Genomic DNA, 19,111 nt, shown 5'->3' with positions numbered 1-19,111 from the left:
CAGCATGTTAACATCTGCTTACACTTCGCCGTCACCGGCCGCTGGTGCCGGTGCCACCCACAACAAAAATTTCTAACCATGAACAGCTCCGATCCCGCCACCGAGACGGCAGCCGGCATCCCGCGCCTGCCGGACTATTTGCTGCGCACCTATCGGTGGGCTTATCTGGACCGGCGCACGCTCCCCTGGCTGGACCGCCACCCGGTAGTCAACGCCATTTTGTGGGGCAATGCCGGGCGGCTGATGCGCACGGCCTGCGCAGAATTTTCCCCGGGCCAGCGCGTGCTGCAAGCCGCCTGCGTATATGGCCGCTTCTCACCCCTGCTGGCGCGTCGACTCGGCCCGCAGGGCGCGCTCGATGTGGTCGATGTGGCCGAACTGCAACTGGCCAACGCGCGGCGCAAACTCGCCGGCTTTCCTCAGGCATCGGTGCGCCGGGCCGATCTGTGTCAGCCGCTGGACATGCGCTACGACGGAGTGTGCGCCTTTTTCTTACTTCATGAAGTGCCGGTGCGCGAGCGTCGGCTGATCGTAGACAACCTGCTGGCCGCCGTGGCGCCCGGTGGCAAGGCGGTGTTCGTGGACTACCACCGCCCACATGCCTGGCACCCTTTGCGACCGGTCATGCATGGGGTGTTTCGTCTGCTGGAACCTTACGCGGCCTCGTTGCTCGGCACCCCAATCGAATCCCTGTCACCGCGCGCCGCGGCGTTCGACTGGCAGAAAAGAGTGCTCTTCGGCGGGCTCTATCAGCATGTGGTGGCGATCCGCCGCCCGCAGCGCGCAGCGGAATGATCCGCACCCGCCCTTACGCGCCCCCCCCACAAATCAAACACCGGCATGTTGAGGTGCCAGCAGCCTTTCAAAGGCACTGGCCGGCATCGGGCGGTGAAAGTAGTAACCCTGCAGCAGATCGCAGCCCAGCTCGCACAGAAAAGCATGCTGGGCGCTGCTTTCCACCCCTTCGGCTATCAGCTCCAGGTGCAGACTGTGCGCCAAGCCCACGGTAGCCGCGCAGATCATGGCATCGTTGGGATCGTGTTCGATGTCGCTGACAAAGCTGCGGTCGAGCTTGAGACGGTCGAGCGGGAAAAGTTTGAGGTAAGACAAGGACGAATAGCCGGTGCCAAAGTCATCGATGGCCAGCGACACGCCCAACGCCTTGAGCGCCTGCAAATTGCCTATGGTGATTTCGGGCTGCTGCATGGCCACGCTTTCGGTCACTTCCAGTTCCAGCAGCGCCGGATCCAGCCCATGCTGCGCCAATAGGCGCGCGACTTCCCGCGGCAATTGGGGGTCGCGTAGCTGGCGCGCGGACAGGTTCACCGCCAAGCGGATGGCGCGCAGTCCGCGGCGCTGCCAGTCCGCCAGCTGTTCACAGGCCGCACCCAGTATCCAGGCGCCGATGGCGCCGATCAGCTCGCTTTCCTCGGCAATCGGAATAAACTGCGCCGGCGAAATCAGTTCGCCGTCCTCGCGCTGCCAGCGGATCAGCACTTCGGCGGCAACGATGCGCTGGCCGTCCGGTGCCATCTGCGGCTGGAAATACAGGCAAAACTCGTTGCGCGCCAGTGCCTGGCGCAAGTCGGACTCGATACGCAGGCGCTGGACCACGGCATCGTTCATGGCCGCCTCGAAGAAACGGAACTGCGCCCGCCCCGCCGCCTTGGCCTGGAACATGGCAATATCGGCATGCTTCATCAGCGTGCCGCTGTCTTGGCCGTCGCCGGGAAACAGACAAATGCCAATCGAGGCCGAGGCTTGCAGCTCCAGCCCTTCGATGCGTACCGGACGGGCGATCGCCTCGAGCAACTTGCGAGCCACCAGTGCGGCGTCTGCACCGGTTTTGATATCGCCGAGCAAGATGACGAATTCATCCCCACCCAGACGCGCCACCAGGTCCGCCTCGCGCAGACAACCGGACAAACGGTCGGCCACGATGCGCAGCAACGCATCGCCGCTGGCATGACCAAGCGAATCATTTACCGCCTTGAAACGGTCCAGATCGAGAAACATCAGCGCCAGCGACCGGCTTTGACGATGCGCCTGACCAATGGCCTGTTCCAGACGCGCCTCCAGCCCATGCCGGTTGCACAGACCGGTGAGCGCATCGTACAGCGCGGCCCGCTCCAACGCCCGCTGGGTGGCGGACAGGCGGCCCACGGCCTCGACCACTTCGCCCAGTTCCTGGCTGTGTACGACTGGCAGCTCGCCTTCGATGTCTTTACCGCGGCGCAGATCGGCAAGCAGATCGGAAATTTGCAGCAGCGGCGCAATCAACTGCCGGCGCATCAAGCGCAGCAGCACCCCGCTGCCGAGCACCGCCATCAGCGCGCCGGCGAGCGTGACCGCCAGCACCAGGCGGGAACCGCGCGAGATTTCGCTTGCCGCCTGTGAAATATCGCGCACGATGTTAGCCGCTTCCTGATCTGCGGCCTGCGCCAGTTGCGCCCGGCGTGCCTGCCAAAATGTCGCTCTGCGTTCGACCATGCGTGCCAGCTCATCGGCACTGAACGGTCGGGCGATTTCCGCCTCGCGCATGGCCAACAACTGGGTCGCGGTATCGAAGGCGCTGTCATCGCCGATGCGCTCGGTCAGTTCGGCCACTGAAGGATGCAGCGCCAGCGCTTGCATGGTCAGTCCCTGTTTGCGCCAGCGAAGGGGCTCGATTTCGGTCTGAAATTGGTCGCCGATGGCAATCAAGCGCTCCAGATTGCCAACCGCACGCAGCGCCTCCATGCGCGCCGAGGCCGCATTCTGGCCGCCGCGCTCGGCCAGCTCCAGCGTGGACCATGCGATGGTGGCCACCACGCCGACGACCAACAAGAGCGCCGCGGCAGCACCCAGCGCCAACCACAGCGACAGACGACGCAGCGACAGACGAGAAACCGTGTGCGCAGCCACGGACGATCGACTCACCGGCCGGCGCTTACAGAATGCTGAACGGGAAGTAGCGCCGCGCAATACGCTCATGCTCGCCAGTGGCAATCAAGTGCTGCAAGGCGCGGTCGACCGCTTCCCGCAAAGCCGCGTCATCCGGACGTACCGCCATGTGCACCGTACCGCCCAAACCGGCCTCGCGCAGCGGCGCGCCTAAAAAGGTCAATTCCATGCCGCGCGGACTCTGCATGAAGGGCAGCGCCTGCATCGACGGCAACAGCGCCACCGGGCACTGACCGCTGAGTAGTGCCTCCATGACATCCTGGTTGGAAGGCAGGCCGCGCACATGCTTGGTGTGTTCACCCGCTTGCTCGATCAGATAACGATATTGCACGCTGGCGCCGATGGCGCACACCGGGGTGTCGCGCAGCAGCTCCTGCACCGCCTTCATGGCAAAGGAGCGCTTGCCGACGAATGCCGACGACGAACGCCAGTACGGCACGGTGAAGGCCACCAGGCGTTCGCGCTCCGGGGTACGCAGAAAATTGGCCACGCCCAGATCGAAGCGTCCAGCGGCCACCGCAGGCAGGATGTCGGGAAACGGCAAGGTCTCCAGTTGGCAGCTACGCGCCAACTGCGCGCACAGGGCGCGGACGATATCGACGTTGAAGCCCACCAACTCGCCCCGCTCATCGCGGTAGGAAAACGGCACTGAGTTCGGTGTGAGCACCACCTTCAGCGTTTCGGCATGAACCAGACCCGAGACAAACATCAGTGCGCACAGCACACCTTTTGCAAGCACACGCCGCCAACGCATAAATTTTCTCCACTTTTGCCGCCTGCCGCCCCGGAATGCCCGGTCAGCGCGCCCTGGCAGATACTTCGACCGGCAGCAGGTCGAGCCTGCCGCCCACTAAGCCGATTTGCGCAGCGCCCAAGTCACTGGCAAGCCGGTAACGCTGTGCGCCCATCGACACCGTCACGCCCTCGAACATGGCTTGTTCGGCAATGACCCGGGCCTGTTGCGCGCACAGAATCAGTGCATTCAAATGCTCCTCTTCGTCGCGCAGCGCTTCGATCTCTGCCGATAAAGTCTTGGCCGTGGCGCAGGCACGCTCGACCATCTTCGGATCGACCCGCGCGGGGTTGCGGTCGGCGAATACCAGCAGCTTGCCAACATCCAGCAGTTGTTTTTCGCGCGCATCGCGCGCACGGGCCAGTTCGAGCATGCGCCGATTGATTTCGGGACTGACGCCGATTTCGAACGCAGTGGCGATACGATTGGGCGAACCGAGCACCTTGCCGGTGATCGACAACGCCGCGATCGCGCGGCCGCCGATGATATGCCCGCGCCGTTTGTTCCCTACCCGGATGTGTTGGCCGGCGACCAGCTCACACTGCATGGCCATGTCGTCGATAAAAATGCTGTCGTCCGCCTCGATCCGCGCTTGTTGCGCATAAGCTGCGCTGAAGCTGCCGCCGCAGCGAATCAGGCTGTCGGAATATTCCTTTCGCCCCACACCGCCCAAGGCTCCGCCCTTGATGACGATATTGCCGCCGGCTTCCAGCCTACAGGGGTCGGCGGTGCCGCCGATTTGGATGTCGCCGGTGACTTTGACGGTCATGCCTGCGGCCACATCACCTCGCACCACCACGCTGCCGTCGAAGCTCACGTTGCCGCTGGCCATATTGACCGCCGACACGGTATAGACCGGTTCGACGATCATGCCGCCGGGCACTGCCACCGGTTGTCCGGCGATGGCAGCCAGCAGGCGGTTGGGGTCGTCCGGATCGATGCACGCGCCACTGAGCTTGCTGGCAAACATCGTCTCCTTGCCAGGCACCGCTGGAATCGGCGTACCCAGCACGGTCATGCCCGGCACCCCGGTAGTGGCCGGTACACGGCGCATCAGCGGCTGCCCCGCTCCGACGGTAAAAATCTCGCCGAGGTCACGGAAATCCACCTGCCCGCTTTCAGTCACCCGCGGCACCCGGGAGCGCACTTCCGGCAGCAAGCTCTCCAGCCGGCCGTCTTCGCCGTGCACCGCCGGTCTGGCGCGCGCAATGACCAGGTTTTGCGCCTGCCCCGCGGCAATTGCGCGGTTGATTTCGTCCAGCAAGATGCCTTCGGTGACTCCTTTCTCGGTCAATTGGTCCAGTACATCCGCCTTGCTCACTAACCGGCCGCCCTGCGCCGGAACGATATTGAGCACCGCGCACACGCCGTCGCCGGTCACCTGGAGGGAGAGCTGCGCGTCGACCGCCTCGGCAAGCTCAATCCGCTCGACGGCACAACCGGCGTTGTATTGCCTCACCAACTCGGTGATCGCCGCCGGAAAACAGCGCAGCCGGTCGTAGCCGTCTGCAGCCAGACGTGCGTGCAACCAGCACTCGTCGATCGGTTGCGCCAGCGGGTCGGGTTGCACGCTGGCGGTCAGCACGCCGGCTTCCCGATCGAACTGCAAGCGCAGACCGGCGCCTCGATTGAGCGCCGCGTCATCGATGTTTTCCATCTCACGCCTTCAGCCGCGCACCGCGGCAAGCATTTCTTCGCGCTCGGCATGCGAAGCGTCGAGCAGCGCGGACAACTCTGCCGCGTCGATGCCAGCCGCAACCCCCGCAGCCTGGCCGCGCAACGGATTGCGCCCTAGCAGGCCGTCAAAGGGGTTGGGCGCCTCGGACACCAACAAAGCCAGCGCCACCACCTGACCAAGATCGCGTGGCGGCCATTGGCCATCGTAAGCGGGCTCGCTTTCCAGGCTGTCGAGCAGGGCTTCGGGCAGGTCGAACGCTTCCAGCACCGCTACACCCACACTGTGGTGCAAGCGGCTCACCAACTCGGCAAAGCGGTCGATATTGGCCTCCATGGCCGGGTAGTCGGCGGCGCGGGCAAGCAGGAAAAATTGCCCGATGTGAGTCATCATTCCGGCCAGCAACGCCGCATCCGGGTTGGCTGCACGGGTCTGGCGGGCGAGCGCGAAACACCATGCCGCCACGTCCACCGAACGACGCCACAAACCGTAGGCCAGGGTGCGCATATTGGGCGAGCGATGGTCTGCGGCCAATTGCTCGCTGGCCACCGCCAACGCCAAGCTGCGCAGCGCGGATAATCCGATGCGCCGCACTGCGTCGCGCACCGTATCGATTTGCGCACCGTAAGGGTTGAGCGCCACGGCATTGGCCATGCGGATGACCTTGGCGCTGAGCACCGGCTCGGCTTGCACCACCGTGGCAATCTGGTCCAGCGTGGCGTCAGGATCGTCGGCCAGGCGCTTGATACGCAGCGACACCTCCATCGACACCGGAAAGTTCAACCGCCGTTCGGCCAGTTCATGGGCAATCCGCTCGGCAAATGCCGCCGCCTGTTCCTCGAAGCCTTGCATGACCCCTCCTCGCGCCTACCCGCAGGGGCGAACCCCCTTTGCAGGCTTGTTGTTGTGCCATTACGGCCGAGTGTAGCGCGCCCTGAAGGTCATTTGAACAACGCGGAAGGCCGACTCAACCGTCAGGTTCGAGACGCAGGATGCGGCCTTCGCGCTCGTCGAGCAGGTAGAGGAAGCCGTCCGGACCTTGACGCACGTCGCGGATGCGTAGCCCCCGCTCGCGTAACAATTGCTCCTCACCCACCACGCGATTGCCGTCCAGAGTCAAACGCACCAACATGCTGCCGCGCAACGCACCGACAAACAGGCTGCCCCGCCATGCCGGGAAGGCGTCGCCGGTGTAGAAAGTCATGCCCGAAGGCGCAATCGACGGCGTCCATTGGATGAGCGGCGCCTCCACATCGGCACGTGTGCTGCCTTCACCGATGCGAAAGCCGGTGAGGTACTCGCGCCCGAAGGTGATCACCGGCCAGCCGTAGTTGCGACCCGGCAGCGTCAGATTGACTTCGTCGCCGCCCTGAGGGCCGTGTTCGTGGGTCCACAGCGCACCGCTTTCCGGATGCAAGGCTGCACCTTGCACGTTACGATGGCCGTAAGACCAGATCTCCGGCCTGACCCCGGCACGCCCCACGAAAGGATTGTCCGGCGGCACGCTGCCATCGGCGGCAATACGCACCACCTTGCCGAGATGGCTGCCGAGGTTCTGCGCCTGGTCGCGATGGCTGTAACGGTCGCCCAGGGTGACGAACAGTGTGCCGTCGCGGCCAAACACCAGCCGCGAACCCCAGTGCGCGCCGCCAGCGGGGTCTTCGTTCTGAGCGAACAACCGCTCGAGCACGGTCAGGCGCAAGCCCTCGGTATCGAGCACCGCGCGCGCCACCGCAGTACGCGCACCGCCCGAGGTAGGCTCCGCATAGGAAAAATAGATGCGCCGGTCGCGGGCAAAATCCGGGCCGAGCACCACATCGAGCAGGCCGCCCTGAGAGCGCGCATGCACCGCCGGCACGCCGGCAAGCGACGCGGAAAGCCGGCCGTTCGGCGAGACGATGCGCATCCGCCCGGGGCGTTCAGTCACCAGCATCCGTCCGTCGGGAAGGAAGGCCAGCGACCAGGGGGTCTCCAGGCCGGCGGCCACTTCCACCACTTTCACCGCACCGGCCGCAGTCGAGGCCGTGAATAGAGTTTCGCCGGGTGCGGCCGCGGCCGGATTGCCAAAGACGGCGAGCATCAGAACAAGCACGACACGGGCACAGGCAAGCATGGCAAAACCTCGATGACAAGCCGATCGATGTAGAACTGACCGGCGCGCATGCAACCGGGTTCAACCCCGCCCGATATTCAACTCATCCGGCCAAGCTTGCGATACAGCGTGTTGCGGCTGATTCCCAGACGCCGGGCAGCGGCCGACACGTTGCCGCCGGTCTCGCGCATCGCTTGCGCAATCGCTTGCAACTCGATTTCGTCCAAGCTGGCAGCCACCGGCACGCCGGACACCGCAGCCGATGCAACCGGTGCGGCGCGCGGCGCCTCTTCGCTCATCGGCTTGGCACCGTCGTACTCGTCGGTGCCGAACAAATCCTCGGGCAAATGTTTGGGCAGGATCATGGTTTCGTCCGGGTCGAGCAAGGCCACCGCCACCCGGATCACGTTTTGCAACTGGCGCACATTGCCCGGCCAGGGGTAACGTTCGAAAAACCGCATGACCTCCTCGCTGATGCCCAGCGCACGGTCGCTCTCACCGGCCGCCTCACGCGCCAGCAAAGACATGACGATGCGACGGATGTCGCTGCGTTGCCGCAGCGCCGGCAGCGTCACGGTAAGGCCATTGACACGGTAATACAAATCTTCGCGGAAACTGCCCTCACGCACCAGATCGCGTAAGCTGCGATGGGTGGCGCAAACCAGCGAAATATCCACCGCAACCTGAGCGCTGCCACCCACCGGCGTGACACAACGCTCCTGCAACACCCGCAGCAGACGCGCCTGCATGCCCAGCGGCATGTCGCCGATTTCGTCAAGAAAGAGCGTGCCTCCGTGCGCCTGCTGGATCTTGCCCACTGCGCCCTCGCGCCGCGCGCCGGTGAAAGCGCCGCCGCTATAGCCGAACAGTTCGGACTCGATCAGATTTTCGGGAATGGCTGCGCAGTTGAGCGCAACGAAGGGGCCGTCGCGGCGCGGGCCGCTATTGTGGAAAGCGCGTGCAAAAAGCTCCTTGCCAACGCCCGACTCGCCCTGAATCAGCAGTGGGATGTCTTTACCCAAGATGCGCGCGCCGCGATCCAGCGCCAGCTGCAGTTGGGCATCGCCCGTGGCCAAATCCTCCAGCGTGACCCCTTGCGGGGATTTGGCCGCGCTGCGCGCTGGGGCAGTCGCGCCGCGCGCTGAAGCGACGATACAGTCGGCCTGCCGCATCGCAGAAAAGCCGGCGCGCACCGGCACCGTAGTTTTCAACCGCAGATAAACCTGCTGTCCGTCGCGCAATTCAACCGCAAGTAACGAGGCCGGGTCGCGCCGCGCGCGATCGAGCAAGGTGCCGAAGGACGTGCGGAACAGATTATTCAGCGATGTAGACGGCGCGCCACCGGTCAGACCAACGAGGCATTCGCGGGCTGCGCCATTCATACCAAGCAACTGGCCATCGGCCGATAGAGCGATCAGACCTTCCTGCAAACTGCCGACATACTCAGGCCGCGAATGAAAAGCCAGCACCAGGTCGCGGGCAAAGCGGTGTTCAAACAAACGCTTTTCCAACAACTGTACCGATAAACGCACCAAGGCCAGCGTGTGCGGCTGGTAATTGCGGTAGTCGCCGGAAATATCCAGCACACCGGCCACCCTGCCCTCGGCGTCGAACACCGGGGCGGCGCTGCAGGTCAGAAAACCGTTGCGGTCCAAAAAATGTTCGCCGCCGCACACTTCGATCGGCATCCGCTCGATCAAGGCGGTACCGATGGCGTTGGTGCCGCGCACCGTCTCTCCCCAGGTGGCGCCGGGTTGAAGAGCCACGCGCTGAGCACGGGTGACGAAATCCGGATCGCCCAGGCTGTGCAGAATCACCCCATCTGCATCGGCCAGAATCACCATGCTGCCCGAAGCACGAATCTGCTCGAACACATGTTCCATGATGCCGCCGGCCTGCTCCAAGAGCTCGCCGCTGCGCTCGCGCAGCTCGGCGAGCGCGGCACGACCGGCCGGATCCCGGTCGACCGCTGCACGATAATCGATACCGCGCTCGGCACACCGTGACCAGGACCGCAGCACCACCGAGGTCACACCATCGACTTCGCCGTCGCCACGCTGGAAAAAACGCTCGCGCGCCGCCCGCACGCGCGCCTCGTGCGCTTCGCGCACCAAAGCTTTGCCTGCCATTCCTCTCCTCCATGCCTGCCCCGTTCAGGTTGTTTTGGTACCGCTTTATCGGGGTGTTTCAGAACGTAGCACTTGCCACGCCTTGCAGCAACTTTGCGTTGCGCCGGCATTCAAGAGGCCATGCAAGTTCCTTACCAATTTGCCGGCCGCGCCCGACAATCATTTGCCAGCAAAGCGAATCCGACCACCCCCGAAAAAATGGCACAGCCCTTGCAGACGACACCGCACACCGGTCTCGAGCACCCGGCAAAACATCGATGCGCGAAGCGACTGACCGGAACAACCCGCATTCCACGACCCAACCAACCTGCAAGAGGACGACAAGGTGGCTGAGATGAACCACATGGAGACAACGATCCGCACAATCCGCTCGCTGCTTGCGGCGGCCTTTCTGGGCGGTCTTGCCGCAACCGCACAGGCTCACGGCGATGTCACGCCACAGGCGGTGGACGTATCGACGTTGAAACCGCTGGGCGAACAATGGCTCACGGAAAATCCTTATCGCGGTGACAAGGAGGCCATCCGCATCGGCGATTCGGCCTTCAACCAAAACTGCGCCCGCTGTCATGGCCTGGGGGCGGTATCGGGCGGCATTGCCCCCGATCTGCGCTATCTACCCATCGACGCCGAAACCGATGAGTATTTCATCGGCCGGGTGCGTCATGGCGTGACCCGCAACGGTGCGGTTTACATGCCGCCTTTCGAAGGTACGCTCTCTCAAGAAGCAATGTGGGCAATCCGCGCATGGCTGGACACCGTCCATGAAAAATGATCGCAGACATTTCCTGCTTGCCGCCGGTGCGCTCTATTTTGGCGCCTTGATACCGGCACGCGCAGCAGCACAGCTTGAGATACAACAACCGGGGGCCCTACGCATTGCGGTGTATGCCGACTACCCACCTTGGTCGGCGCAAGGCCGCGGCATCGACATCGCCATCGGGCGGGCGTTGGCCGAGCGTATGGGACTGCGCGCCGAATTCATCGAATTCACCGCCGGCGAGGACATGAACGACGACCTGCGTAACATGGTCTGGCGCGGACACTACATGGGTACCCGCCCGGCCGACGTCATGCTTCATGTGCCGGTCGATGCCATTCTTGCGCGCCGTAACGAGAAAGTAAAAATATTCGCGCCTTACCATGTGGAAACCATGGCCCTGGCGCGTAACACGACGCGCCTGCCCGAACCGGCCGACTCGGCAGCCGCACTGGAAGTATTCACCCAGGAGAAAATCGGCGTAGAACTGGACTCGCACGCGAGCGACTTCCTGCTGTATGTGCTCGGTGGGCGGCTGCGCAATAACGTCACGCACTTTCGTAGCCTCGAATTGGCCATGCAGGCCATGAAACAAGGCGAAGTGGCCGCTGTGATGGGACCGCGTGCACAACTGGAGGCCACACTCGACAAGGCCGCGGGTTTTGCGCTCGACCCCTTGAACATGCCAGAGCTGCGCCTACGCGGCTGGGCCATCGGCATGGCAGTCAAAACCGAGCATGAGGTGCTTGCGAGCGCGCTGGATAAGGCCATGAACGACTTGCATGGCTCCGGCGAACTCGACCGGATCTTTGCCTCTCATGGTGTGACCCGTCAGACGCCAGGCGGCGAGTAACCCCCCTGCTCTGCCGCGGCACATCTGCACCACATTCGCGCCGATGTGCCGCGGCGCTCATGAACCAAAACCCATCCCATTGCCGCCTCTGGAGCGGTTTGCCTGAGCGCCTGGTTTGCGCCGCGAGCACTGTCTCAACACGACACACCTGTCTCGTTTCGGAGCATGTTTGGTGCAGCCCGGACGGTCTGCCCACCAAGCTCGACGTTGCTCCGGAGCCTACCACTGTCACCGCGTGCTCGCGGCAGCCAGCCTCATACTTGACCGGCGGCTTGAAGCTCCGCCCATTCGTCATCGGTAAAAAGCCGCGAGCTGGCGTGAAAGGCCATCCCTTCCGGACCTTCCAAAGAAAAGTTATCGCCCACCCCCGGCCGTGCGTCGATGATCAACTGGGTGTGCTTGACGTATTCATAATGCGATCCGCCCACGTATACCGGACTGCCGCCGACTTCACCCAACAACACATCGGTCGGCGCCACGGCGAATTCGGCGCGCGCAAAGCAATTGGGCGCGCTACCGTCACAGCAGCCACCCGATTGGATGAACAGAACCGGACCGTGTTTGGCAACAAGGCGCTCGATGAGCGCCAACGCCGCCGGTGTGGCAATGACCCGCTCGACCATTGGATACCTCCTGCCTCATGCAAACGATTTGCCGCGGCGTAGCGCCGGTGCAAACCAAAAAAAGGGCGGCCCCCATCGGAGACCGCCCATCGAATCTCCCGCGAAGAGGGAGAGGGAGAACAACCGTGGCCGCGGCACGCCCACAGGGGGTTACCGCGGATGATCGTGACCGGCTCAGAAGAAGCCGAGCGCTTTCGGGCTGTAACTGACCAGCAGGTTCTTGGTTTGCTGGTAGTGTTCGAGCATGACTTTATGGGTCTCACGACCAATACCCGACTCTTTGTAGCCACCGAAGGCTGCATGGGCCGGATAGGCGTGGTAGCAGTTGGTCCACACCCGGCCAGCCTGAATGGCGCGACCCATGCGGTAAGCACGGCTGCCGTCGCGGGTCCACACGCCGGCGCCCAGGCCATAGACCGTATCGTTGGCAATGGCCACGGCCTCGGCTTCATCCTTGAAGGTGGTCACCGCGAGCACCGGCCCGAAGATTTCTTCCTGGAAGATACGCATCTTGTTGTGCCCTTTGAACAGGGTCGGCTCAATGTAGTAGCCGCCGGCCAGTTCGCCTTCCATCTGCGCGCGCTCGCCGCCGATCAGTACTTGAGCCCCTTCCTGTTTGCCCAACGCCAGATAGCTCTGAATCTTGTCCATCTGCATCTGCGAAGCCTGAGCACCCATCATGCTTTCGGTATCCAGCGGGCTGCCGCGCTTGATCGCTGCCACACGCGGCAGTACGCGCTCCATGAATTTTTCGTAAATCGACTCTTGAATCAGCGCACGCGAGGGGCAGGTGCACACTTCGCCCTGGTTGAAGGCAAACAACACCAGACCTTCGATGGCCTTGTCGAAAAATTCATCGTCCGCACTGGCCACATCTTCGAAGAACACATTGGGCGACTTGCCCCCCAATTCCAGCGTTGCCGGAATCAGGTTGTTGGCCGCCGCCTGGGCGATGACCCGACCGGTGGCGGTGGAGCCGGTAAAGGCGATCTTGGCGATACGCTTACTGGTCGCCAGCGGCATACCGGCTTCACGGCCATAGCCGTTGACCACATTGAGCACGCCTGGCGGCAACAGATCGGCGATCAGTTCGATCAGTACCATGATGCTGATCGGGGTGGACTCGGCCGGCTTGAGTACCACGCAGTTACCGGCGCCCAGCGCCGGGGCCAGCTTCCATGCGGCCATCAGCAGCGGGAAGTTCCACGGAATGATCTGCCCGACCACGCCAAGCGGTTCATGGAAATGGTAGGCAATGGTGTTGTGATCGATTTCCGACAGGCTGCCTTCCTGAGCCCGGACGCAACCGGCGAAGTACCGGAAGTGATCCACCGACAACGGAATGTCGGCATTCAGGGTTTCACGGATCGCCTTGCCGTTATCCACGGTTTCGGCGTATGCCAGCATCTCCAAGTTCTGTTCGATGCGGTCGGCGATCTTCAACAGAATGTTGGCACGTTCGGCCGGCGAAGTCTTGCCCCATTTGTCAGCCGCCGCGTGGGCCGCATCCAGAGCCAGTTCGATATCCTCCTCGGTCGAGCGTGCGGCTTGCGTATAAGGCTTACCGGTAATCGGGGTGACGACGTCAAAGTATTGCCCTCTAACCGGTGGGACAAACTTGCCATTGATGAAGTTGTCGTAACGGGTTTTGTACTGGATTTTGGCGCCCGCACTGCCGGGCAATTCATACAACATGAGATCTCCTCCTGTTCCGGGTTTTGCTTGACGGCAATCGCGTCGCGGCTCCTTCTGCATATGTCGTGCCAGCCGCGCAAAAAGCACTGAAAAGCAGCTCCAACGCAGCATCCTTTCGAGGGTTTGCGGCGCTCACCCGGGATAGACGCGGCCGGCGGGGGCGGTGCACACCTTGCGATGTCACTTTTTTGCACACCTGCGCCGTGGATTGTTGCTCCGTATCACGACAACGCTTCGCCCAGGCGCTACGCCCGCGCCGATATGACATGCCCAACCTGGTTTCACCCGCCCCGGATTTACGCCGAACCGGCATGATTTATGCATGATGCCGAGCATGAACCCCGCACTGCTTCGTGACTGCCGAGGACATGAGCTGCTTGCTTCCTGGGAACGCAGCAAGTCTTTCGGCCTGACCGCCGATCAGCCCCTGCCTGACGCGACACTGGCGCGCGCCGATCTGGATGAACGGTTGGAAGCCAACGCCCGGTTGCTGACCTTCTCCCGCCCTGCGCTGGAAAACCTCCACCGCCAAATCGGCAGTCCGGCCTCGACCGTGCTCCTTGCGGACCGGGAGGGCGTAATCCTTTCCGCCGTGGGCGATGCCGCCTTTCTGGACCGTGCCGCGCGCGTGGCGCTCGGCCCCGGTGCATGCTGGAGCGAGGCCGAAAAGGGCACCAACGCCATCGGCACCGCGCTGCAAGCGGGACGTACGTTGGCGGTGCTCGGTGAAGAACACTTTCTGCGCCGCAACCACTTCCTGAACTGCGTGGCAACCCCGATTCTCGCTCCGGGCGGCGGCGTGCTGGGCATTCTGGATGTGTCCACCGACGCGCATGTCGACATCTCCCATGCGGACGCCTTGCTGCGCACCACGGCCGAACTGATCGAACATCAATTGATCCAGAGTCTGGACCACGGCTTTTTGATGCTGCACTTTCACCCGCGTGTCGAATTACTCGACAGCCCGCTCGAAGCGCTGATGGTGTTCGACGAAGAGGGCAAGCTGATCGCCAGCAACCGCGCCGCGCGCAACCTTCTGGCGCTGGACCCCACCCATCCGAGCGCCTCCTGCGAACACTGCTTCGCCACCCCCTGGCGAGGGCTGGTGCGCTGGGCAGCCCTGCAACAGAGCACGCCGTTTCCGCTGCGTAGCCTAAGTGGCCACACCTATGTTTCGCGCGCCATCCTGACCCCACGCCGCGCGCCCGCATCAAGCCGCCCCAAGGCCGAGGAGCGCGTGCCCGCGCCACTACGCCAACTTGACGCCATGCGTCTGGGCGACGCTGGCGTGGAGAAGATGCTCGGTCGTGTCGAAGCCAGCGCCCGCATGCGGGCACCGCTGGTCATCGAAGGAGAGACTGGCAGCGGCAAAAGCCATCTTGCTCAGGCCATCCACCACGATTATCACGGCAGCGACGCACCGTTTATCACCCTGGACTGCACGACGCTATGCGGCACCGATGAAAGCGCACGACACGCCATGGCTGCATTGACCCAGGCCGTGGGCGGCACCTTGCTGGTGAAAGAAATCGGCGCCTTGCCGGTGGAACTTCAAACCAAGCTGTTTGAGCACAGCGCGCAAAACAAGGTGCGCCTGCTAGTGACAACGACCACGCCGCTGCGCCAATTGGAAGCACGGCAACGCTTTGCCCGCGCTGCGTTCGATGCCTGCCACGGTAGCACCGTCGCGCTGCCGCCACTGCGCGCGCGCAGCGACTTCGACGCCCTGGTACGCCTATTCGTGCGCGAATACAGTTCCGAGCGCAACCTTTATGTCTGCCCCGACGCACTGGCCCGCCTGCGCCAGCACACTTGGCCGGGTAATTTGCGCGAACTGCGTAACCAGTTGCGCCTGATCCTCGCACTGATGGGCGATGAAGCCAACCAGTTGTGTCCAGAAGACATTCCCCCGGATTTGTTTGACGCGGACGCAACGACGACCCGCTGAGCACGGCTCGCGCCCTGCCGGTGGTGGCGCACCGGGTATCGGCGCCACCCCGCCACGCTGCTTCAGATAGCAGGCGCGGGGAGAGTCCGCGGTGTCCGGCGAATGCTCAGAACCGCCCGCCCGCCTTGCCGAACTCGTAGCGCACGCCGATCCACGCTGCGCGAGGCGCACCGGGCGCGACCAGCGCGGAGAACTCGTCGTCGCCGCCCATGAAGGTGCCGTCGGCTTCGAAGAAGGTTTCGCCCAACATGCCGCCGGTGTAGTACTTCCTGTCGAACAGGTTGTTGACCCGAGCGAACAGCTGCCAGCCGCTCTTGCCAAAGCTGTAGCGCGTATCCAGGTTCACAACGGTGTAGCCGCTCACCTTGCCGCCGGTGCCCTGGTGGTCGTTGTTCTCGTTGCCGTGCGAATACTGGCTGGAGAAGGCCACGATGTTGGCGCCGATGGTCCAATGCGGCAGCGCCTGCCATTGGCCGCGCAGCTTGAACTGATGACGCGGGATGCCGGGGATGCTGTCGCCCTTGCGGACGAGTATGGTGTCCCCCTCGCCGTCGCTGTCGGTATCCACCGCGCTGGAATTGACCTCGTTGGCGATCGAGAAGGCGGACTGGTAGGTGGCCTCGATGTAGCTGTAGCCGGCGAACCAGCGGAACTTGCCGATCTCGCCATTGACGCCCAGATCGATCCCCTGGCGGCGCGTTTTACCGACGTTGGAGAAGTAGCCGGCGCCGGTTGAATTGGCGGCGATGAACTGGATGTCGTCGGTGTTCTGGGTGCGGTACAGACTCAAGCTGTAACCGAAGCGGTCCGCCACTTTACCGCGCACGCCGCCCTCGAAGGTTTTGGACACCACCATGTCGAGCGGCGGATCGCCGGCCATGGCGTTGGGCAACTTGCACGGTTGATCCGGATTGGCACAGCCCAGTTCGATGGCGGTCGGCGCGCGGCCGGCTTCGTTGTAGCTGGCGTAGAACGACAGATTCCTGTTCGGGGTGATTGCCAAGCCGATCGCCGGGTTGAAGCGCTTGAAACTGTGGTCGCCGGTCAAGGATTCGGGATTTCCGGGGTCCGGGATCAGGCGGTCGCGGTTCTCCACCCGGGTGTGGGTATAACGCCCCGACAAAGTCAGGTGATAGAGCTCGTTGAACGAAAAAGTATCGGTCAAGAAAAAGCTCCAGCTGCGATTGACCCCGCGCAACTGGACTTCGCCATCGTCGCCGAACACGCCGATGCCGTCCACGCCGCGGCCGGTGTTGAGGGTGCCAAACTCGGTGCCCTGCTCGAAATCGGTGCGGCTGCGGTCATAGCCCAGCCCGACGATAAAGAGGTTCTGGCGGCCAAAGAGGTTCTGGTTGAAGTTGAGCTGCGCGCTGGCCCCGTAGCCCACGCGCCTGGACTTGCTGCGATTGAGCGCCCCGCTGCAGGAGATCTCGGCGTCGTCCTCGTCCGCCCCGGGCACGCAATCGTCCAGATCGAAACCCGGCTCGTCCGGATCGATGTCGTCATTGACATCGCCATTGAGGGTGCGGGTGCGTGCATTTCGATAATAGACATTGCCGCTCACCATGATGTCATCATCGATCCAGTGGCTGGCGTTGAAGTTGAGGAAGGCGAGCTTGTTCGCGGTCTGGTCCGGTTTAGTGTTGATCGCCTCCCAGCCCTGGGCGCGCAAAAACTCCCGCTGCACCAGACCATTGCCGATCAGGTCGTTGTCAGCCAGGGACAGGTTCAGGCTAAGGTCGGTGCGGTCATTTCGCCATCCTAGCTGGCCGAACAGCTGGCGCACGTCAGAGGGCGAGGCATCGCGCCAGCCATCCTCCTCGAACCAGTTGCCGGCGATGAAGTAGTCCACCCCATTGTCCGCCACCCCGCCGTACTCTACCTGGGCGTTGTGGCGCCCCCAAGCGCCGGCGGACAGCTCCACCGCAGCACCGCGGTGGGTATAGCCGCGCTTGGTTTGCAGCGAAATGGCGCCGCCCAAGGTATTGAGGCCAAACAACGGATTGGAGCCCGGAATCAACACCATGTCGGCCAGCGCGTTGGTCGGGATCAGGTCCCAGCTCACCACGTCACCGAACGGTTCGTTCACGCGCACGCCATCCTGGTACACCGACAGCCCCTGGGGGGTGCCAAGCAGCGGCGAGGCGGTGAAGCCGCGAAAATTCACATTGGGTTGAAAGGGGTTGTTCTGAGTCTCATTGACGTTCACCCCGGTCATGTTCTGCGCCATGTAGTCCGCGATGGTCAGGCTGTGCTGCGCCTGCAGGGCCTCACCCTCGACTGTCTGCACGTTGGCCGGCAGTTTGTCGGCGGTCACGCCGATACCGGGCAGCGGCGTAGTACCAATCACGGTCACGGTCGGTCCAAGCTGATCGGGCGTCTGGTTTTGGGCCTGCGTCGCCGAACTCATCGCCCATGCCACTCCCATCGCCAAGAGTCTGAGACGGTGCTTGAAAAAACGGCTCTTGGCAGGTCGAGCAAATGACCAGACGGTCGTTGCGGTAACGCCCATTGTCTTGTGTCTCCTTTATCGTGCTTGATGCGGCGCCTGGCCTTGGAAAGCTTGAGCGGCAACCAATTTTAGGGATTGCTCGCCTGCTCCACCTGGGAAGCCGGGCGCACCAACCCGGGAAAAATTCCCGCCTTACGAGCATTGCCCGGGCAACGCAGTTACCAGCAAAAAAGCCCGCTGCACGCCAGAGCTTGCGCGCAGCGGGCCGGTACTTTATCGGTGTCGCGCGAATCTAGCGCTGATGCTGCTTGGGCTTAATCAAGGTAGTGCCCCACCCCAATCAGCGAGCCGCCGACCTTGCGCACGTAGGAGCGCTTCTTTTCCACCGCATTGGTCACCGGGTTACGCCAGACGTATTCGACGCTCGCCTCGTCGGCGCTCTTGAGCTTCTCAACCATTTCCGCGACCAGCGCATGGCCGGCAGCATCGTGCAAACCGATCGCATCGGTGCCCGACAATGCTGGATTCATCCCCATGGCTTGAAAGCGGCCGCTCGCCAGGTCAACCATGAACACGTACAGATCGTCCTTGACGAACTCGCCGCCGCGATCGTTGAAAGCTGCTGCCGCCTTGTCCGGGCCCTGCGCCTGGGCAAAGGCAACCGCCCGCTGCAACATTGCACGCGCATCCTCGGCGCTGGCGCGCGGAGCCGAATAGCCTACGCCCAGAACATAATGGCCGATCTTGCGCACATAGCTCACCTTGGGTTCGATTTTGTTGGTGACCCGGTTCAGCCACATGTAACGCACCGTGGCTTCGTCGGCCTGACGAGTGGCGTCGATCATTTGGCGGAACAGCGGATTGCCGGCCGCATCGGTGGTATCGAGCACGTTCATGCCCACCAGGGCCTCGGGGGCGGCGCCGCTGGCGTGATAAACACCTTTGTCATCGATCACAAAGACGTATAAATCCTTGCGCACGAACTTGCCTTTCTGGTTATTGAAGGCGGCAAATGCGCGTTCTGCGCCGTTGTCCTGCATGTATTGGACTGCTTGCTCGAACAGGCTGCGTGCCTCGCGCGGGGTGGCGCGTTCGGCGGCGACAGCCGGCAGTGCCAGCGCGGCAAGCATGGAAGCCAGCACCAGCATGGA

Annotated in this window: 14 protein-coding genes; 4 read left to right on the top strand and 10 right to left on the bottom strand. The window is 63.1% G+C overall.

All coding sequences use genetic code 11. The annotated features are described in order from the left end of the window. Window positions 1-78 precede the first annotated feature (78 nt). Window positions 79-795: a rhodoquinone biosynthesis methyltransferase RquA gene (rquA, locus tag DIE29_RS06560; protein ID WP_102041839.1), complete on the top strand. Its 717-nt coding sequence runs from the start codon at window positions 79-81 to the stop codon at window positions 793-795. Window positions 796-828: 33 nt separating this feature from the next. On the opposite strand, the gene DIE29_RS06555 is transcribed toward rquA, so the two are convergent. The 6 genes from DIE29_RS06555 to DIE29_RS06530 form a co-directional block, all read right to left on the bottom strand. Continuing rightward, entirely contained in the window at window positions 829-2,919 is a 2,091-nt protein-coding gene (locus tag DIE29_RS06555; RefSeq protein ID WP_158640300.1) for a putative bifunctional diguanylate cyclase/phosphodiesterase, read from the bottom strand. A 10-nt stretch (window positions 2,920-2,929) separates the two neighbouring features. Continuing rightward, a complete protein-coding gene (locus DIE29_RS06550; protein WP_102041841.1) occupies window positions 2,930-3,697 on the bottom strand; it encodes a substrate-binding periplasmic protein in 768 nt (255 codons plus the stop codon). 43 nt (window positions 3,698-3,740) lie between these two features. Further along, on the bottom strand, window positions 3,741-5,393 hold the full coding sequence (locus DIE29_RS06545) for a DUF342 domain-containing protein (protein WP_102041842.1): 1,653 nt from the start codon (window positions 5,391-5,393) through the stop codon (window positions 3,741-3,743). Between the two features lie 9 nt (window positions 5,394-5,402). Then, the gene (locus DIE29_RS06540; protein ID WP_102041843.1) at window positions 5,403-6,263 is read right to left on the bottom strand and encodes an HDOD domain-containing protein; all 861 of its coding nucleotides are present in this window, start codon (window positions 6,261-6,263) and stop codon (window positions 5,403-5,405) included. Window positions 6,264-6,378: 115 nt separating this feature from the next. Then, window positions 6,379-7,524, bottom strand: coding sequence for a PQQ-dependent sugar dehydrogenase (locus tag DIE29_RS06535; RefSeq protein WP_102041844.1), 1,146 nt, complete (start codon window positions 7,522-7,524; stop codon window positions 6,379-6,381). Between the two features lie 77 nt (window positions 7,525-7,601). Then, the gene (locus DIE29_RS06530; RefSeq protein ID WP_102041845.1) at window positions 7,602-9,632 is read right to left on the bottom strand and encodes a sigma-54-dependent Fis family transcriptional regulator; all 2,031 of its coding nucleotides are present in this window, start codon (window positions 9,630-9,632) and stop codon (window positions 7,602-7,604) included. Between the two features lie 334 nt (window positions 9,633-9,966). Here DIE29_RS06530 and pedF point away from each other — a divergent pair, with 334 nt between their 5' ends. Together pedF and DIE29_RS06520 are read left to right on the top strand one after the other, a co-directional pair. Continuing rightward, on the top strand, window positions 9,967-10,404 hold the full coding sequence (gene pedF / locus DIE29_RS06525; RefSeq protein ID WP_418333303.1) for a cytochrome c-550 PedF: 438 nt from the start codon (window positions 9,967-9,969) through the stop codon (window positions 10,402-10,404). Further along, window positions 10,394-11,242 (top strand): substrate-binding periplasmic protein, encoded by an 849-nt coding sequence (locus DIE29_RS06520; RefSeq protein WP_102041846.1) that lies wholly within the window; start codon window positions 10,394-10,396, stop codon window positions 11,240-11,242. Before pedF ends, DIE29_RS06520 begins: the two co-directional genes overlap by 11 nt. A 254-nt stretch (window positions 11,243-11,496) precedes the next feature. Here DIE29_RS06520 and DIE29_RS06515 read toward each other — a convergent pair whose 3' ends face one another. Both DIE29_RS06515 and exaC read right to left on the bottom strand, forming a co-directional pair. Beyond that, window positions 11,497-11,865, bottom strand: coding sequence for a DUF779 domain-containing protein (locus DIE29_RS06515; RefSeq protein WP_102041847.1), 369 nt, complete (start codon window positions 11,863-11,865; stop codon window positions 11,497-11,499). Between the two features lie 174 nt (window positions 11,866-12,039). Next, a complete protein-coding gene (gene exaC / locus DIE29_RS06510) occupies window positions 12,040-13,560 on the bottom strand; it encodes an acetaldehyde dehydrogenase ExaC (RefSeq protein WP_102041848.1) in 1,521 nt (506 codons plus the stop codon). Between the two features lie 334 nt (window positions 13,561-13,894). Here exaC and DIE29_RS06505 point away from each other — a divergent pair, with 334 nt between their 5' ends. Next, window positions 13,895-15,508, top strand: coding sequence for a sigma-54-dependent Fis family transcriptional regulator (locus DIE29_RS06505; RefSeq protein WP_114649503.1), 1,614 nt, complete (start codon window positions 13,895-13,897; stop codon window positions 15,506-15,508). Window positions 15,509-15,614: 106 nt separating this feature from the next. On the opposite strand, the gene DIE29_RS06500 is transcribed toward DIE29_RS06505, so the two are convergent. Together DIE29_RS06500 and DIE29_RS06495 are read right to left on the bottom strand one after the other, a co-directional pair. Further along, on the bottom strand, window positions 15,615-17,918 hold the full coding sequence (locus DIE29_RS06500) for a TonB-dependent receptor (protein WP_205409797.1): 2,304 nt from the start codon (window positions 17,916-17,918) through the stop codon (window positions 15,615-15,617). 356 nt (window positions 17,919-18,274) lie between these two features. Then, the gene (locus DIE29_RS06495) at window positions 18,275-19,108 is read right to left on the bottom strand and encodes a cache domain-containing protein (protein ID WP_418333302.1); all 834 of its coding nucleotides are present in this window, start codon (window positions 19,106-19,108) and stop codon (window positions 18,275-18,277) included. Between the last annotated feature and the right edge of the window lie 3 nt (window positions 19,109-19,111).

It is taken from the genome of Pseudothauera hydrothermalis (assembly GCF_003345255.1).
Taxonomy (GTDB): domain Bacteria; phylum Pseudomonadota; class Gammaproteobacteria; order Burkholderiales; family Rhodocyclaceae; genus Pseudothauera; species Pseudothauera hydrothermalis.
The sequence above is the reverse complement of the archived record's forward strand: the minus strand, read 5'-3'. Positions and strand labels throughout refer to the sequence as shown.

Excerpts from the sequence above, each read along its gene's own strand:
- rquA (WP_102041839.1), top strand. The coding sequence starts at position 79 with ATGAACAGCTCCGATCCCGCCACCGAGACGGCAGCCGGCATCCCGCGC.
- DIE29_RS06550 (WP_102041841.1), bottom strand. The coding sequence starts at position 3,697 with ATGCGTTGGCGGCGTGTGCTTGCAAAAGGTGTGCTGTGCGCACTGATG.
- DIE29_RS06545 (WP_102041842.1), bottom strand. The coding sequence starts at position 5,393 with ATGGAAAACATCGATGACGCGGCGCTCAATCGAGGCGCCGGTCTGCGC.
- DIE29_RS06540 (WP_102041843.1), bottom strand. The coding sequence starts at position 6,263 with ATGCAAGGCTTCGAGGAACAGGCGGCGGCATTTGCCGAGCGGATTGCC.
- DIE29_RS06535 (WP_102041844.1), bottom strand. The coding sequence starts at position 7,524 with ATGCTTGCCTGTGCCCGTGTCGTGCTTGTTCTGATGCTCGCCGTCTTT.
- DIE29_RS06530 (WP_102041845.1), bottom strand. The coding sequence starts at position 9,632 with ATGGCAGGCAAAGCTTTGGTGCGCGAAGCGCACGAGGCGCGCGTGCGG.
- pedF (WP_418333303.1), top strand. The coding sequence starts at position 9,967 with ATGAACCACATGGAGACAACGATCCGCACAATCCGCTCGCTGCTTGCG.
- DIE29_RS06520 (WP_102041846.1), top strand. The coding sequence starts at position 10,394 with ATGAAAAATGATCGCAGACATTTCCTGCTTGCCGCCGGTGCGCTCTAT.
- DIE29_RS06515 (WP_102041847.1), bottom strand. The coding sequence starts at position 11,865 with ATGGTCGAGCGGGTCATTGCCACACCGGCGGCGTTGGCGCTCATCGAG.
- exaC (WP_102041848.1), bottom strand. The coding sequence starts at position 13,560 with ATGTTGTATGAATTGCCCGGCAGTGCGGGCGCCAAAATCCAGTACAAA.
- DIE29_RS06505 (WP_114649503.1), top strand. The coding sequence starts at position 13,895 with ATGAACCCCGCACTGCTTCGTGACTGCCGAGGACATGAGCTGCTTGCT.
- DIE29_RS06500 (WP_205409797.1), bottom strand. The coding sequence starts at position 17,918 with ATGAGTTCGGCGACGCAGGCCCAAAACCAGACGCCCGATCAGCTTGGA.
- DIE29_RS06495 (WP_418333302.1), bottom strand. The coding sequence starts at position 19,108 with ATGCTGGTGCTGGCTTCCATGCTTGCCGCGCTGGCACTGCCGGCTGTC.